This is a genomic window from Nocardioides sp. B129/18 (assembly GCF_055282735.1).
The window spans coordinates 77,694-93,249 of record NZ_JBUZJI010000010.1 but is presented as its reverse complement, the minus strand read 5'-3'; the positions used below and the strand labels follow the sequence as shown (position 1 = coordinate 93,249).

At 75.2% G+C, this 15,556-nt stretch carries 15 protein-coding genes; 11 read left to right on the top strand and 4 right to left on the bottom strand.

The features are described 5' to 3' along the window. Positions 1-14: 14 nt before the first annotated feature. The 7 genes from ACZDWJ_RS09685 to ACZDWJ_RS09655 all read left to right on the top strand — a co-directional run bounded on the left by ACZDWJ_RS09685 (position 15) and on the right by ACZDWJ_RS09655 (position 5,279). The gene (locus tag ACZDWJ_RS09685; RefSeq protein WP_463520743.1) at positions 15-206 is read left to right on the top strand and encodes a hypothetical protein; all 192 of its coding nucleotides are present in this window, start codon (positions 15-17) and stop codon (positions 204-206) included. Positions 207-307: 101 nt separating this feature from the next. Then, on the top strand, positions 308-511 hold the full coding sequence (locus ACZDWJ_RS09680) for a hypervirulence associated TUDOR domain-containing protein (RefSeq protein ID WP_463520742.1): 204 nt from the start codon (positions 308-310) through the stop codon (positions 509-511). 62 nt (positions 512-573) lie between these two features. Further along, positions 574-1,569: a TIGR03557 family F420-dependent LLM class oxidoreductase gene (locus ACZDWJ_RS09675; protein WP_463520741.1), complete on the top strand. Its 996-nt coding sequence runs from the start codon at positions 574-576 to the stop codon at positions 1,567-1,569. A gap of 9 nt (positions 1,570-1,578) precedes the next feature. Beyond that, positions 1,579-2,502: a DUF1295 domain-containing protein gene (locus ACZDWJ_RS09670; RefSeq protein ID WP_463520740.1), complete on the top strand. Its 924-nt coding sequence runs from the start codon at positions 1,579-1,581 to the stop codon at positions 2,500-2,502. After that, positions 2,499-3,605: an FAD-dependent oxidoreductase gene (locus tag ACZDWJ_RS09665; protein ID WP_463520739.1), complete on the top strand. Its 1,107-nt coding sequence runs from the start codon at positions 2,499-2,501 to the stop codon at positions 3,603-3,605. Before ACZDWJ_RS09670 ends, ACZDWJ_RS09665 begins: the two co-directional genes overlap by 4 nt. Before the next feature lie 37 nt (positions 3,606-3,642). Further along, positions 3,643-4,125, top strand: a complete 483-nt coding sequence (locus tag ACZDWJ_RS09660; protein WP_463520738.1) for a hypothetical protein — start codon at positions 3,643-3,645, stop codon at positions 4,123-4,125. Between the two features lie 200 nt (positions 4,126-4,325). Beyond that, a complete protein-coding gene (locus ACZDWJ_RS09655) occupies positions 4,326-5,279 on the top strand; it encodes a hypothetical protein (protein WP_463520737.1) in 954 nt (317 codons plus the stop codon). On the opposite strand, the gene ACZDWJ_RS09650 is transcribed toward ACZDWJ_RS09655, so the two are convergent. Further along, a complete protein-coding gene (locus ACZDWJ_RS09650; RefSeq protein ID WP_463520736.1) occupies positions 5,216-5,686 on the bottom strand; it encodes a nitroreductase family deazaflavin-dependent oxidoreductase in 471 nt (156 codons plus the stop codon). The genes ACZDWJ_RS09655 and ACZDWJ_RS09650 overlap by 64 nt on opposite strands. 112 nt (positions 5,687-5,798) lie before the next feature. Between ACZDWJ_RS09650 and mptB the strand changes: the two genes are divergently transcribed. Beyond that, positions 5,799-7,286, top strand: a complete 1,488-nt coding sequence (gene mptB, locus ACZDWJ_RS09645; RefSeq protein WP_463520735.1) for a polyprenol phosphomannose-dependent alpha 1,6 mannosyltransferase MptB — start codon at positions 5,799-5,801, stop codon at positions 7,284-7,286. A gap of 31 nt (positions 7,287-7,317) precedes the next feature. On the opposite strand, the gene ACZDWJ_RS09640 is transcribed toward mptB, so the two are convergent. The 3 genes from ACZDWJ_RS09640 to ACZDWJ_RS09630 form a co-directional block, all read right to left on the bottom strand. Beyond that, positions 7,318-8,481, bottom strand: a complete 1,164-nt coding sequence (locus ACZDWJ_RS09640) for a glycosyltransferase (RefSeq protein ID WP_463520734.1) — start codon at positions 8,479-8,481, stop codon at positions 7,318-7,320. A gap of 163 nt (positions 8,482-8,644) precedes the next feature. Next, complete coding sequence (locus tag ACZDWJ_RS09635; RefSeq protein ID WP_463520733.1) at positions 8,645-9,457, bottom strand: hypothetical protein; 813 nt, start codon at positions 9,455-9,457, stop codon at positions 8,645-8,647. Positions 9,458-9,579: 122 nt separating this feature from the next. Further along, positions 9,580-10,821, bottom strand: coding sequence for a fumarylacetoacetate hydrolase family protein (locus tag ACZDWJ_RS09630; protein WP_463520732.1), 1,242 nt, complete (start codon positions 10,819-10,821; stop codon positions 9,580-9,582). A gap of 61 nt (positions 10,822-10,882) precedes the next feature. On the opposite strand from ACZDWJ_RS09630, the gene ACZDWJ_RS09625 reads away from it, so the two are divergent. From ACZDWJ_RS09625 to ACZDWJ_RS09615, 3 genes are all read left to right on the top strand, one after another. Beyond that, a complete protein-coding gene (locus ACZDWJ_RS09625) occupies positions 10,883-12,070 on the top strand; it encodes a homogentisate 1,2-dioxygenase (RefSeq protein WP_463520731.1) in 1,188 nt (395 codons plus the stop codon). Positions 12,071-12,142: 72 nt separating this feature from the next. Then, entirely contained in the window at positions 12,143-14,536 is a 2,394-nt protein-coding gene (locus ACZDWJ_RS09620) for an FdhF/YdeP family oxidoreductase (protein ID WP_463520730.1), read from the top strand. Positions 14,537-14,558: 22 nt separating this feature from the next. Beyond that, positions 14,559-15,542, top strand: a complete 984-nt coding sequence (locus ACZDWJ_RS09615) for a pirin family protein (protein ID WP_463520729.1) — start codon at positions 14,559-14,561, stop codon at positions 15,540-15,542. Positions 15,543-15,556 lie beyond the last annotated feature (14 nt).

Sequence of the window (15,556 nt, the reverse complement as noted above, 5' to 3'; positions counted from 1 at the left end):
CCGAAGGAGTCACCATGACCGAGATCCGTCCGGGCCCCACGCCCGACCCCGTCGAGCCCGAGGTCGAGCCCGACGTGCAGTCCAACCCCCACCTCGACGACCCGCTCGACCCCGACGAGGAGCCCGACGAGGGCACGTCCTCGGACTGGTCCTCCGAGGGCGGTGCCACCCGCGAGGGTCCCGCCACGGCGACCGAGGAGGGGTGAGGGGCCTCCCTCGCCCCTCCGGGGGGACGAGGGATGGGCCGGTGGCGGGCCGGGCAGATCAGGGGAGTCCGCCGACCGACCCCCGACCCAGGAGCGCCGACATGAGCATCAGCAAGGGCGACACCGTCCACTGGAACACCTCCCAGGGACGCACCACCGGCACCGCAGTGGAGCGGCGGACGAAGGACTTCCAGTTCGACAAGCAGCAGTTCCGGGCCAGCGACGACGAGCCGTACTGGATCGTCGAGTCGGAGAAGACCGGCGCGAGGGCCGCCCACAAGGAGTCCAGCCTCTCCCTCTCCTGACGGCCCCGTCCCCCCTCCCATCCCCGTCCCGCACGTCAGCGCCCGAGCAGAAGGAGCCCGTCGTGGCCCGCATCGGCTACACCCTCATGACCGAGCAGAGCGGCCCGCGGGCCCTCGTCGAGCACGCCCGTCGCGCGGAGGAGGTCGGCTTCGACTTCGAGGTCTCCAGCGACCACTACTCCCCGTGGCTCACCGAGCAGGGCCACTCGCCCTACGCGTGGGCGGTGCTCGGCGCGATCACCCAGGTCACCTCCCGTGTGGAGCTGATGACCTACGTGACCTGCCCGACGATGCGCTACCACCCGGCGGTCGTGGCCCAGAAGGCGGCGACGCTGGCGCTGCTCTCCGAGGGCCGGTTCACCCTGGGACTGGGCAGCGGCGAGAACCTCAACGAGCACACGGTCGGCCGCGGCTGGCCCGCGGTCGAGACCCGGCAGGAGATGCTCGAGGAGGCCGTCACGATCATCCGGGCCCTGCACGCCGGCGACCTGCTCACCTACCGCGGCGAGCACTTCTCCGTCGACGCCGCCCGCGTGTGGGACCTGCCCGAGGAGCCCGTCCGGCTGGCCCTCGCGGTGGGCGGCGAGAGGGCCGTCGAGCGGTTCGCCCCGCTGGCCGACGACCTCGTCGCCACCGAGCCGTCGGCCGACCTCCTGCGGGCCTGGGACGCCACCCCGGGCGCCACCGCCATCGGCGCGGGCGGCGCACGGGCCATCGGCCAGCTCCCGATCTGCTGGGACCCCGACGAGGCCGCGGCCCGGCGTCGCGCGCACGAGCAGTTCCGCTGGTTCGCCGGCGGCTGGCGCGTCAACGCCGACCTGCCGACCACGGCCGGGTTCGCCGGGGCGAGCCAGTTCGTCACCGAGGACGACGTCGCCGACTCCATCCCGTGCGGTCCGGACCTCGACGCGATCGTCGAGGCCGTGGGCGCGTTCTGGGAGGCCGGGTTCACCGACGTCGCGCTGGTGCAGGTGGGCGAGGAGGGCCAGGAGCGGTTCCTCGACGAGGCGGCCGGCCCGCTGCTCGAGCGGCTGCGGGAGGCGGCCCCCACCGGCTAGTCTCGCCGGGTGAACTGGAACACGTTCTCGTTTCCGCCGGAGCGCGGGAAGCGCGCGGCCCTCGTCCGGGTGACGCTGGTCTACGTCGTCGCGATCGCCGCGGCGTCCGCCTGGCTCGCGCTCGGCCCCGACACCGGGCGCCGCTGGCTCGACGCGCTCCTCGCCGACGTCGTCGCGACCCTGGTGGTCTTCGTCGCCAGCCGGCTGCACCGCAACTCCAGCCTCTACGACGCCTACTGGAGCGTCGCGCCGCCGCTGCTGCTGGGCTGGTGGTGGGCCACCGCCGAGCCCGGCGCGGACGACGCGCGGATCGCGCTGGCGGCCGTGGTCGTCGTGGCCTGGGCGGTGCGCCTGACCGGCAACTGGGCCTACGCGTTCCCGGGCCTGCACCACGAGGACTGGCGCTACCCGCTGCTGCGCGAGCGCGCCGGTGGCGCGGAGGCGGTGGTCGACCTCCTCGCCATCCACCTCGTCCCGACCCTGCAGGTCTTCCTCGGCTGCCTGCCGCTCTACGTCCTCACCCGCGACGCCGACGGCCTCGGCCCGCTCGACGTGCTCGCGGTGGTCGTCGGCCTCGGCGCCGTCCTGCTCGAGCTCGTGGCCGACGTCCAGATGCACCGCTTCGTGCGCACCCGTCGTCCCGGGCAGGTCATGGACGCCGGGCTGTGGGGCCTCTCGCGGCACCCCAACTACCTCGGCGAGCTGCTGTTCTGGGCCTCGCTGGCGCTCTTCGGGCTCGCCGCCGACCCGGGCGCCTGGTGGCAGCCGGTGGGGCTCCTGGCGATGCTCGCGATGTTCCTCGGCGCCTCGATCCCGATGATGGAGCGACGCAGCCTGGAGCGCCGACCCGACTACCAGCAGGTCGTCGACCGCGTGCCGATGCTCCTCCCGCTCCCCGGCCGGCGTCGGAGCGCCCCGCGGGCCCGGGCGTGACGCGGATCGTCGTCGCCGGGCTGGGCGACACCGGCGTGCTCGTGGCAGGCCACCTGGCCCGCCGCGGTCACGACGTCGTCGGGATCGGCACCAAGCCCGGCCTCGTCAGCGGCCAGGAGCTCGGCGTCCGGCTGGCGCGGCCGCAGGAGTGGGCGCGCTACTACCGGCTGGCCCACGAGCGGCTGCGCCGGCTCGACCGGGTGCGGGTCGTCCACGGCGAGGTCACCGGCCTCGACGTCGGCGCCCGCACGGTGGCGGTGCGGATGCCCGACGGCGCGTCGACCGAGGAGCGCTTCGACCACCTCGTCGTCGCCACCGGCGTCAGCAACGGACTCTGGCGCCGCCCCGACCTGCAGGACGACGCGGCCGTCGACGCCGACCTCGCCGAGCCGCACCGCCGGCTCGCCGCCGCCGCGAGCATCGCGGTGGTCGGCGGGGGAGCCGCGGCCGTGAGCGCCGCCGCCAACCTCGCCGCCGCCCTGCCGGCCACCCGCATCGACCTCTGGTTCCCCGGCGAGCGCGCCCTGCCGCAGCACCATCCGCGGGTCTGGGCGCACCTCGCCGAGCTGCTCGCGCGCCGCGGCGTCGGCCTCCATCCGGGCCACCGTGCCGTCCTGCCCGAGCGCCTCGACGCGCTCGGCACCGGGCCGGTGCGGTTCGTCACCGGGCAGCCCGACGCCGCCGCCGAGGCCGTGCTGTGGGCGGTCGGACGGGTCCGGCCGAACACCGGCTGGCTGCCCGCCGCGCTGCTCGACGAGCACGGCTTCGTCGTGGTCGACCCCCACCTGCGGGTGCCCGGCGCCGACGGCGTGTGGGCCGTCGGCGACCTCGCCGCCACCGACCCGCTGCGCGGCTCGGCCCGCAACCGCGCCGACCTGCTCCTCGCGCGCAACCTCCACGCCTCCCTCGCCGGCCGTCCGCTGCGGGCCTACCGACCGGCCCGTCGGCGCTGGGGCTCGGTGCTCGGCGTCCAGGAGGACGGCCTGACCGTCTACACCCCCGGCGGACGCGGCGTGCGCATCCCGGCCCCGGTGGTGCGCCGCGTGCTGCAGCCGCTGGTGGTCAGGCGCGGCATCTACGGCGGCGTGCGGCCGCCCGGGTGAGGCCGTCCGCGGTGCCGCGCCCCTAGCGTCGATCGACATGAGCGACGCCCCCCGATCCGATCCCTCCGACACCACCACCGACCAGCCCGGCCCCGAGCACCGGCGTCCCGAGGGCGTCGACGACGCCACGGTCGAGGCGCTCGGCACGCTGAGCGAGGCCCTCGAGGCGGCGGAGGTCGCACGCGGCCACCTCTACGCCTTCCACCGGATGAGCGGCACCACCGACCTCACCGTCGGCAAGGCCGTCGATCAGCTGCGCGAGGCCGGCCACGCCGACCTCGCCGACCTGATCGAGCGCGAGCTCGTCGGCCGCAACGTCCTCGAGGGCCGCTGGACCTTCCAGATCGTCGAGGAGTACGACGACGGCTACCACGCGACCTTCCGCGAGCTCGAGCAGCAGGCCCGCGAGCGGCTCGTCGGAGGCCGGCGGCACCTCTTCGAGGCGGAGATGAAGGAGGACCGGCGCACGCACGGCCATCCGGCCCACACGGCCCGCCCGGCCGGCCCCCACGAGGACTGAGCGTCGGGGGCCGGCAGCGACAGTGGCGCCGACCAGCGGTCCGGAGGGCGAGCTGCTCCGGGTTCTGCGTGAGGACCCCCTCGCCCCCGGACCGCCGGTCGGCACTCCTCCTCTTCCCACGTCGCGCCGATCCTGATCCGCCCACTCGGGTGGTCTGCGGTTCACGCGGCGTTCGCCCGAGCCGCCTAGCCTGCGATCCCGTGATCACGCAGGTGCTCGCCGCCGTGCTCGGCGCCGCGGCCGCGGCCGTGCTGTTCGCCGGGTCCGCGGCGCTGCAGCAGTCGGCCGGCCGCGCCGACCCCGCCCTGCGCGCCGTGCTGACCACCCGCCGCTGGTGGCTGGGCTGGGGGCTCAACCTCGCCGGGTTCGCCCTGCAGGCCTGGGCGCTGCGACGCGCCTCGGTCGAGGTGGTGCAGCCGGTCGTCAGCCTCCAGGTGGTGGTCGCGCTGCTGCTGGCCGCGCGACGGCTGCGACGTCGTCCCTCCACCGTGGCCCTCGCGGCCGCGGCGATGCTGTGCGCGGGCGCCTTCGGGCTCGTCGCGGTCGTCGGTCCGCGCCCGTCGCTGGCGGCCACGGATCCGCGCCTGCCGGTGCTGCTGGCCGTCGTCGCGCTCGGCGCGATGGCGCTCGGCGTCGTCGGCTCCGGCCTGCCCGCCCCCGGACGCTGGGCGCCGCTGGCCCGGCGGGCGCGGGCCGCCCGTCCCGGACGCCGCCCGATCACGCTCGCCGTGGCCACCGGGTTGTGCTGCGCCTCCACCGCGGTGCTGCTCGACGTCGTCGCGGACGCCTTCGACCCCGCGCGGGCGCCGGCCCTGCTGCTGACCTGGCCGGTCTACGCGCTGCTGGCCAGCGTCGTCGCCTCGACGCTCCTCGGGCAGCGGGCCCTGGCCGCCGGTCACCTGCCGTGGACCGTGGCGACGCTCACCGTCGTCACGCCGCTGGCGAGCCTGCTCGTCGCCCGGCTGGCCGCCCAGGCCGCACCCGAGACCGTCGGCCAGGCCGCCGGCATCGGCGGGGCGGCGGCGCTGATGCTCCTCGGCGCCGTGGGCATCGCCCGGGGGGACGCGCCGGAGCCGCCTCAGGACCCGCCTCAGGCCGGGGAGAGTCGGAAGACCGGGATGAGCCGGTCGGTCTTCTCCTCGTACAGGCGGTAGTTCGGCCACACCGCGACCATCGCGGCCCACAGCCGCTCGCGCTCGGGCCCTGCGGGCACCTCCTCGGGCCGCACCGTCGTGCGGCGGCCCCCGATCGAGACCTCGGCGGTCTCGGCGGCCCGCAGGTTGAAGACCCACACCGGCGTCCTCGGCCCGCCGAAGTAGGAGCCGGCGATGAGCCACCCGCCCTCGAACGGCACGCACAGCAGCGGAGTGCTGCGCGGCAGGCCGCTGCGGCGCCCGGCGACGGTGAGCGTCAGGTTCGGCAGTCCGGCGACGTCGAGCAGGCTCACCCGTCCCCGGGTGGCGGCCTGCAGGTGCTCGTCGACCCACACGACCTGGGGGAGCAGGCGCGGCATCCAGGGCTGGGCGCCGATGCGCACCGCCAGCGGCGTGAGGAGACCCATGGCCGCAGGCTAGAGCCCGCGGCGAGGGCGCTCGGCAGGTGTTCCCTGAGCGGACGCCGCCCGTTCACGGCGAGGTCGGATCGTCAGGGGGCGCGGTCCCTAGCCTCGCCGAGTGCTGACCAGAGGACTGATCGGCAGCTCGCTCGTGCTCCTGGGCGGCCTGGTGATCTCGACCCTTCCCCCCTCCTCCGTGCCCATGGGCTGGACGGCGCTCCTCGAGCTGCGCGCCTCGCAGGCCGGACGGATGGTCGCGCTGTCGGTCGTGGTCCTCGGCATCGGCCTGCTGACGGTCGCCTGGCTGCGCCTGTGCCGTCACGTCGCCCACGCCGGCGAGCCCGGGATGGCCGAGCGCGACGACGCCCTGGCCCTGGTGCGGCACGCGGTCGTGGTGTGGTCGGCGCCGCTGGTGATCGCGCCGCCGCTGTTCTCCCGCGACGGCTGGTCCTACGCCGCGCAGGGGATGATGGTGCACCTCGGGGTCTCGCCCTACGAGCACGGCCCGGCCGTGCTGAGCGGCCCCATCATCGAGGCCGTCGACCCGATGTGGATCACGACGCTGACGCCCTACGGTCCGCTGCCGCTGGGCTTCGGCGCCCTGGCCGCCGCCCACACCGGCAACCCCTGGATCCTCGTGATCGCCCACCGGATGCTCGCCCTCGTCGGCCTCGCGCTGCTCGCCTGGGCGGTGCCGCGGCTGGCGTCCTGGACCGGCGTTCAGCCGGCCCTGGCCTCCGCGCTCGCCCTGGCCTCGCCGCTGATGATCGCCAACGGCGTCGCGGGCCTGCACAACGACCTGCTCCTCGTCGGGCTGCTGGCCTGCGCGCTGGTGGTCGCCGCCGAGCGCGGCTGGGTGGCCGGCGCCGTCGTGGGCGGCCTGGCGGCGGGGGTGAAGGCGCCGGCCGGCATGGTCTGCCTCGGCGTGGTCCTCGTGACGCTGCCGGTGGCGGCGCCGATGGTCGCCCGGCTGCGCCGCCTGGTCGGGGTCGCCGCGGTCTCGCTCGGCACGCTGCTCGGCCTCGGCGTCGTCACCGGCCTCGGCATCGGCTGGGTGCACGCCCTCACCGTCCCGGCCTCGGTGCCGACCGTCCTCAGCATCACCACGCTCATCGGCGGCGCGCTGGACTGGACGGCCCTCCACCTCGGCCTCGGCCTGCCCGACGCCGCGCTGCTGCAGCTGACCCAGCGGGTCGGCACGGTCGTCGCGCTCGGCGTCGCGGTCGGCGTCGCGCTGCGGGCGCCGACGGGCCGTCGCGACCGGGCGCTCGTGGCCACCGCCACCGTCATCGGGCTGCTCGTGCTGCTGAGCCCGGCGGTGCGGCCCTGGTACCTGCTGTGGATCGTGCCGCTGTGGTGCGCGATGCGGCTCTCCCGTCCGGCGTGGATCGGCCTGGTGGCCGTCAGCGTGCTCGGCGGCCTCATCGCGCCCCTGGACTCCTCGCTCTACGGCGCCTACCTGGCGATCGTCCTGGCCTCGATGCTGGCGGCGCTCATCGTCGTCGTGACGCTGCTGACGCGTCGCGCGCGCCTGCGGCTGCGGGGCCTCGAGGAGGCCCACGCCGTCGAGGTCCCGGCGCCGCTGCGTCAGCCGGACGCCGCCTGACCCGCCGACCCCGGCCCGGGGCTCGCGCGGGTCAGGCCGCCGCGGCGGCGCGGGTGGCCTCGTGCACCGCGAGCAGCCGCTCGACGGTGAGGTCCCACGGGAACCGCTCCGCGCGCTCGCGGGCGCCGACCCGCAGCCGCTCGGTCGGCCGCGCGGCCAGCCGCTCGACGGCGTCGGCCAGGGAGCGGGCGTCGGGGGCGCCCCACGCGCCGGAGGCGTGGTCGACGAGCTCGCGGGCGCCGCCGCGGTCGGCGGTGACCACCGGCGTCCCGCTGGCGAGGGCCTCGAGCACCGCGAGGCCGAAGGTCTCGCCCGGGCACACCGAGAGCGCGACGTCGGCCGCGGCGAGGCGCCGGGCCAGCTCCTCGCGGGAGTCGAGGTGGCCGTGGAAGACCACGGGCGACCCGGCGCCGATCTCCTCGAGCTCGTCGCGGTGCGGGCCGTCGCCGTAGACGTCCAGGCGCACCGCCCGCCCGCGCCGGTGCAGCTCGACGGCGGTCGCCACCGCGAGGTGGGGCGACTTCTCCCGCGAGAGGCGGCCGGCGAGCACGAGGCGCAGCTCCGGGGCCTGCCCAGAAGCCGGCTCAGACGCCGGGTCGGGGGTCGGCTCCGGGGCCCGGTGCGGGACGAAGGTCTGCAGGTCGACGCCGAGCGGGATCCGTCGCACCGGACAGCCGACGGCGTCGGCGACGGTGCGGAACTCCTGCTCGGCGTAGCGCGAGGTCACCACGACCGTGTCGACCGCGCGCACCAGCACCCGGTTGAGCAGGCCGATGGACGCGCGGGCGCCGACGTCGAGGCCGGTGCCGGGGGTGACGCCGGTGCGCAGCGCGAGCATGTCGTCGAGCCGCTCGTGGGAGATCAGCACGCTGCCCACGCCCTGGCGTCGCGCCCAGCGCGCCACCGGCAGCAGCGTCAGCTTGTCGCTCAGCTCCACCGAGGTGGGGGCGAACCGCTCGAGCACGTCGATGACGCGCCACGGCTCGACGATGAGGCGGTAGCCGCCCCCGACGCGCGGGGCGCGGACCTCGACGACCGTGCCGTGCTCGGTCTCACGGGTGGCGTCGACGGGGCCGGGCACCACGAGGAGCCGCTCGGCCCCGGCCTCCACGTAGCCGCGGCCGAGGGCGGCCACGGCCGTCCTCATGCCCCCGGAGGCGGGTCCGACGAAGTTGGCCAGCTGGGCGATGCGCACGTGGCGCAGGATCCCGGGCCCCGGTGAACGTCCGCCGACGCCGCCGCGTCGCGGGGATGACGGGGGTCAGTTACCCGGCTGACCGGGTAACTGACTCCCGCGCGGCGTGTCTCGCAGGTCCTGCGGCGCGCAGACCTGCGAGACACGCCCCGCGAGGAGTCGCTCAGGCCGCGACGACCGGCGGACGGCCGGTGAGGGTGCGGTAGGTGTAGACGGTGCCGAACAGCGAGACCGGCAGGGCGACGATCAGGCCGACGCCGCACAGGCACACGCCGGCGAGGATCAGCACGTAGCTGATGACGAACCACAGCAGCGTCGGGCCCAGGTTGTCCTTGCACAGGTTGAAACTGGCCTTCAGCGCCTCGACCGGCTCGAGGCCCTGGTCGACGACGAAGTAGGTCGTGTAGCTGAGCAGGAAGGCCGCGATCAGGCCGGGCAGGAAGCACAGGATCGTGCCGACGAGCACGGCCGCCGCGACGAGCAGCGCCGCGACGAGGATCGGTCCGAGCCGGCTGAGGTCGAAGAACCGCTCCAGGGTGAACGGCTGCCCGTCGGCCACGGGCAGGGCGGCGCGGGCGAACTGGGCCGCGATGATCGAGGAGGCCAGGAACGTCAGTCCGGTCTGCACGCCGCGGAAGGGCAGCGAGCCGAGGATCGAGCTCGGGCCGAGGGCGACGATGACCGCGCCGATGCCGGAGAGCACGGCGGTGACCACGAGGGCCACCAGGCCCGCGAGCAGCACGGGGCCGACGTTGGCGGTGAAGCCCTTCCAGCCGAAGGACACGGCGGTGCCGGCGTCCCAGCCCGACGGGGGAGCGCCGTAGCCGCCGGGGGCGCCCGGCGGCGGGCCGAAGCCGCCCGGCGGGGTGCCGTAGCCGCCCGGCGGGGGCGGTGGAGGCGGCGGCGTCGAGCCGTCGGACGGCGGGGTGGGCTCGCCTCCGTAGGGCGGCGGCGGGGGCGGTGGGATCTGCGACACGTCGTCTCCTCAGGGTCCGGCGCGGGTCCGGCGGATGGCGCGTGACCGGATCCGAGTCGTCCGGCCCCCGCGCTGATCCACCGCAACCTAGTGCAGTGGAGCGGGGCTGGTCACGGGGCTGATCAAGGGGCCGGGACGCCGGTCGCCACCCGGCCGCGGACCTCCCCGAGCTCCAGCCGTCCGCCGCCGGTGGCCGGAGCGGTGGCGGTGACGACGACCTCGTCGCCGTCGGCGAGCCACGATCGAGTGGGCGCGTCGACGGGCAGCACCGCGCGGCGCCCGCCCTCGGAGAGCTCCAGGAGGCAGCCGCGCTCGTCCGCGCCGGGGCCGCTGACGGTGCCCGAGGCGAGCAGGTCGCCGGTGCGCAGGGTGGCTCCGCCGGAGGTCAGGTGGGCGAGCATCTGGCCCGGCGCCCAGTAGGTGGTGCGGAACGGCGGCCGGCTGACGACGGCGCCGCCGACCTCGACGGCGAGGGCGAGGTCGAGTCCGCGGGCGGCGTCGGGGTCGAGGTGGGGGAGCGGACGCGGGTCCTGGCCGGGCAGCGGCACCCAGGCGGCCTCGAGCGCGGCCAGGGGCGTGACCCAGGCGGCGATCGACGTCGCGAACGCCTTGCCGAGGAAGGGCCCGAGCGGCACGTACTCGAAGGACTGCAGGTCGCGCGCGGACCAGTCGTCGACGAGCACGACGCCGAGGACGTGCTCGGCCAGCGCGTCGACGGCCACCGGACCGGCGGAGGGGACGCCGACGACGAACCCGACCTCCGCCTCGAGGTCCAGCCGCAGGGACGGCCCGAAGGCGGGCGCGCCGTCGACGAGCCGCTGGCCGTGCGGACGCCGCACGGGCGTGCCGGAGACCACGACGGTGCCGGCGCGGCCGTGGTAGCCGATCGGCAGGTTCCTCCAGGCCGCCGGCAGCGGCTCCTGGCCGGGGCGGAAGAGGCGTCCGACCGTGGTGGCGTGGTGCTCGGAGGCGTAGAAGTCGACGTAGTCGGCCACGGTGAAGGGCAGCACGAGGGCGACGTCGCCGAGGGGACGCAGGTGCGGCTCGACGAGCGCTCGGGCCTCCTCGTCGGCGAGCAGCTCCTGCAGGCGGGCGCGCAGGCGGGCCCACGCGTCGGGCCCGGCGGCCAGCAGGCCGTCGAGGCTCGGCGCGTCGAGCGTGGCGTGGAGGTGCTCGAGCCCGGAGCCGGGTGCGGCGGCGAGGGCGCGCAGGTCGACGACGTGCTCGCCGACGCGGGTCAGCGGTCCGGTGGCACCTCCGGGCGGGCCGCCGGCGCCGTAGGGCAGGTGGTCGACGTCGAAGCCCGAGCCGGCGGCTCCGGGCACCCAGGTGCGGGTGGGGGTGCGGGCGGGCGTGGTTGACACCTGACCTACCCTAGCGGTGATTACCGGACAGAGGCGTCCGATAGTCGAACAGGGAGGCATCGTGCACTACCGCCGCGTGGGGGACGTCCCCCGTCATCGTCACACCCAGCACCGCGACCCCGACGGGCGGCTCTACTCCGAGGAGCTGATGGGCGAGGAGGGCTTCTCCTCGGCCTCCTCGCTGCTCTACCACCGCGGCGTCCCCTCGGCGCTCGTGGCCGCCGACGTGTGGGAGCTCGGCGACACCTCGCTGACGCCCAACCACCCGCTGCTGCCGCGCCACCTGCGGCTCCCGGCGCTCGACCCGTCCGAGGCCGACGCGGCCACGATCGACGCCGTCACCGGACGCCGGCTGCTGCTCGGCAACGGCGACGTCCGGCTGCTCAGCGTCCTGGCCGGCGCGGCGTCGCCGCTCTACCGCGATGCGATCGGCGACGAGTGCGTCGTCGTCCAGGAGGGCCACGGCGTCGTCGAGACCGTCTTCGGCGTGCTGCCCTACCGGCCGGGTGACCTCGTCGTCATCCCGCGCGGCACCACCCATCGCTGGGTGCCGGCCGAGGTCAGCCGCCTCTACGTCGTCGAGGCCACCGGCCACATCGCGCCGCCGCGGCGCTACCTCTCGCGCTACGGCCAGCTCCTCGAGCACGCCCCCTACTGCGAGCGCGACCTCCACGGCCCCACCGAGCCGCTGCTGGTCGAGGGCGCCGACGTCGAGGTGCTGGTCAAGCATCGCGTCGGCGGCGAGCTGCTCGGCACCCGTCACGTCCACGCCACGCACCCCTTCGACGTCGTCGGCTGGGACGGCGCCCTGCACCCCTACACCTTCAACCTCGAGGACTTCATGCCGATCACCGGCAAGGTCCACCAGCCGCCGCCGGTGCACCAGGTGCTCGAGGGCGACCGGTTCGTGCTGTGCGCCTTCATGCCCCGCAAGGTCGACTACCACCCGCTCGCGGTGCCGACGCCCTACACGCACTCCAACGTCGACTCCGACGAGGTCATGCTCTACATGGCCGGCGACTACGAGGCCCGCAAGGGCTCGGGCATCGGCGTCGGCTCGGTGTCCCTGCACCCCGGAGGTCACGCGCACGGCCCGCAGCCGGCCGCCGTGGAGGCCGCGCTGGGCGCCGAGCGGTTCGAGGAGACCGCCTTCATGGTCGACACCTTCGCGCCGCTGCTGCTCGGCGAGGGCGCCCGCGCCTGCGAGGACGACGCCTACGCCTGGTCGTGGGCGGGCCGGAGGCTCTGAGCACCCACCGGGCGGCCCTGACCCCCCGGCGGGTGGTGGGGTGATCCGGGACGCCGATGCAGGATGGGACGCATGGGTCTCCTGCGACGCAAGCCCCCGGTCCACGACATCGACGAGTCCAAGGTCGAGGCGGGCGGCACCGCCCACGCCGCGGCCGGCGTCACCGCCGTCGCGGTGGCGATGAAGCACTCGGTGGAGCAGATGGGCGTCACGCGCACGGCGCAGACGCTGCTGCGGCTCAACCAGGTCGAGGGCTTCGACTGCCAGGGCTGCGCCTGGCCCGACCCGCCCGCCGGGCACCGTCACACCGCGGAGTTCTGCGAGAACGGCGCGAAGGCCGTCGCCGAGGAGGCCACCACCCGCCGCATCGGGCCGGAGTTCTTCGCCGCGCACCCCGTCGCCGAGCTGCGCGAGCGCAGCGACTACTGGCTGGGCCAGCAGGGCCGCATCACCGAGCCGATGGTGCTGCGCCCCGGCGCCACCCACTACACGCCCGTCTCCTGGGACGAGGCGCACGCCACGATCGCGCGCCACCTCAACGCCGTCAGCCCCGACGAGGCGATCTTCTACACCTCCGGCAAGGTCTCCAACGAGGCCGCCTTCGCCTACCAGCTCTTCGTGCGCGCCTACGGCACCAACAACCTGCCCGACTGCTCGAACATGTGCCACGAGTCCACCTCGGTGGGCCTCGCCGAGGTCATCGGCATCGGCAAGGGCTCGGTGAGCCTGCACGACGTCGAGACCGCCGAGCTCATCGTCGTCGCCGGCCAGAACCCCGGCACCAACCACCCGCGCATGCTCTCGGCGCTGGAGAAGGCCAAGCGCAACGGCGGACGCATCATCGCCATCAACCCCCTGCGCGAGGCCGGCCTGGTGCGGTTCAAGAACCCGCAGAAGGTGCGCGGCGTCGTCGGCAACGGCACCGGCATCGCCGACCTGCACCTGCCGGTGCGCATCAACGGCGACCTCGCCCTCTTCCAGGCCATCGGCGCGCTCCTGCTGGAGTGGGACGCCGTCGACCACGCGTTCATCGCCGAGCACACCGTCGGCTTCGAGGACTGGGCCGCCGGCGTCCGCGAGCTCGACTGGGCGCTGGTCGAGCGGTCCACGGGCCTCGAGCGCGCGCAGATCGAGGAGGCGGCGCGGATGTTCGCCGACTCCTCGGCCACCGTCCTGTGCTGGGCGATGGGCATCACCCAGCACCACAACGGCGTCGCCACCGTCAAGGAGCTCGCCAACCTCGCGTTCCTGCAGGGCAACATCGGCAAGCCCGGTGCGGGTCTGTGCCCGGTGCGTGGCCACTCCAACGTCCAGGGCGACCGCACCATGGGCATCTGGGAGAAGCCGCCGGCGCACTTCCTCGACAACCTCCAGGAGGAGTTCGGCTTCAAGCCGCCCCGCGAGCACGGTCTCGACGCCGTCGCCGCCGTCCAGGCGCTGCTCGACGGCGAGGCGAAGGTCTTCTTCGGCATGGGCGGCAACTTCGTCTCGGCGATGTCCGACACCGCCGTCACCGAGGAGGCGCTGCGCAAGGCCGCGCTCACCGTCCACGTCTCCACCAAGCTGAACCGCTCGCACGTCGTCCACGGCCAGGAGGCGCTGATCCTCCCGGCGCTGGGTCGCAGCGAGAAGGACCTCACCGGCGGCAGCCCGCAGCGGGTCACCGTCGAGGACTCCATGTCCGCGGTGCACGCCTCGAAGGGACCGCTCGAGCCGGCCTCGGAGCACCTGCGCTCGGAGGTCGACATCGTCTGCTCGATGGCCGAGGCCACCCTCGCCGGGCGCACCGACGCCACCGGCTCCCTGCCCTGGGACGCCTTCCGCTCCGACTACACCGAGATCCGGCGCCGCATCGCCCGCGTCGCACCGGGCTGCGAGGGCTACGACGAGCTCGTCGAGCAGCCGGGCGGGTTCGTCCTGCCGCACCCGCCGCGCGACAGCCGCACCTTCCCCACCGAGGTCGGCAAGGCCGTCTTCACCCGCACCCCGCTGGCGATCCTGGAGGTCCCGGAGGGCCGGCTGCTGCTGCAGACGATGCGCTCCCACGACCAGTTCAACACCACGATCTACGGCCTCGACGACCGCTACCGCGGCATCAAGAACGGGCGTCGGGTGGTGTTCCTGAACGCCGACGACATGGCCGAGCTCGGGTTCGCCGAGGGCGACCTCGTCGATCTCATCAGCGAGTGGCCCGACGGCTCCACGCGTCAGGCTCCGGCCTTCCGGGTCGTCTCCTACGAGCAGCCCCGCGGCTGCGCGGCGGCGTACTACCCCGAGACCAACCCGCTGATCGCGCTCAAGCACAAGGCCGAAGGCAGCAACCAGCCGGCGTTCAAGTCGATCATCGTGCGCCTGGAGCGCTCGACGACCACCGGCCCGGTGCCCAGCGACGCCGGCTCCTACACCGCCCACACCGGCGACGACGACCGCGAGCAGCGTCCGGTCTCGCCCGACCAGCTGAGCTGACCGACGGCCTAGGCTCGACGCCGTGAGCAATCTCGACGCCGACCCCGACGAGGTCGTCTGCGCGGCGGGCGGTGCGCCCGCCGCGCTGCAGGTCATGACGCCCCGGCAGGTGCCGCTCGGCGGTCCGCGGGCCATGACGGTGCGGCGCACCCTGCCGCAGCGCGAGCGCTCGCTGATCGGCGCCTGGTGCTTCGTCGACCACTACGGCCCCGACGACGTCGCGACCACCGGCGGCATGGTCGTCGCCCCGCATCCCCACACCGGGCTGCAGACGGTGAGCTGGCTGTTCACCGGCGAGGTCGAGCATCGCGACAGCGCCGGCCACCGCGCGATGGTGCGCCCCGGCGAGGTCAACCTGATGACCGCCGGACGCGGCATCAGCCACTCCGAGAACTCCACGCCCGGCACCACCGTCCTCCACGGCGCCCAGCTGTGGGTGGCGCTGCCCGACGCCGCCCTCGACGTCGCGCCCGCCTTCGAGCACCACGTCCCCGAGCCCGTGCGCGGGGAGGGTCACGAGCTGCGGGTCTTCCTCGGCGCCCTGGCCGGCGTCACGTCCCCGGTGGCCACCCACACGCCGCTGCTCGGCGCGGAGGTGCTCCTCGAGCCCGGCGCCGTCCTCGACCTCGACGTCGACTCCGCCTTCGAGCACGGCGTCCTGGTCGACCTCGGCGACGGCGCCTCGGCGCTGACCGTCGACGGCGAGCCCCTGGGCCGCAACGAGCTCGGCTACCTCGCCCCCGGCCGCTCCTCGCTGCGACTGGAGGCGGGAGCCGAGCCCGTGCGTCTGCTGCTCCTGGGCGGTCCGCCCTTCGAGTCCTCGATCGTGATGTGGTGGAACTTCGTGGGCCGCACCCACGAGGACGTCGCCGCCGCCCGCGAGGACTGGCAGCGTCAGGTCGCCGGCGGCCGGGCCGAGGACGGCCGCTTCGGCGTCGTCGAGAGCGAGCAGGAGCGCATCCCCGCCCCCGAGCTGCCCCACGTCCGGCTGCGCGAGCGTCGGTGACCTGTGGGACCTGT

What these genes read in the sequence shown, in the direction of transcription:
- ACZDWJ_RS09685 (WP_463520743.1), top strand. Translation starts at nt 15, where the DNA reads ATGACCGAGATCCGTCCGGGCCCCACGCCCGACCCCGTCGAGCCCGAG.
- ACZDWJ_RS09680 (WP_463520742.1), top strand. Translation starts at nt 308, where the DNA reads ATGAGCATCAGCAAGGGCGACACCGTCCACTGGAACACCTCCCAGGGA.
- ACZDWJ_RS09660 (WP_463520738.1), top strand. Translation starts at nt 3,643, where the DNA reads ATGAGCGACGCCCCCCGATCCGATCCCTCCGACACCACCACCGACCAG.
- ACZDWJ_RS09650 (WP_463520736.1), bottom strand. Translation starts at nt 5,686, where the DNA reads ATGGGTCTCCTCACGCCGCTGGCGGTGCGCATCGGCGCCCAGCCCTGG.
- ACZDWJ_RS09620 (WP_463520730.1), top strand. Translation starts at nt 12,143, where the DNA reads ATGGGTCTCCTGCGACGCAAGCCCCCGGTCCACGACATCGACGAGTCC.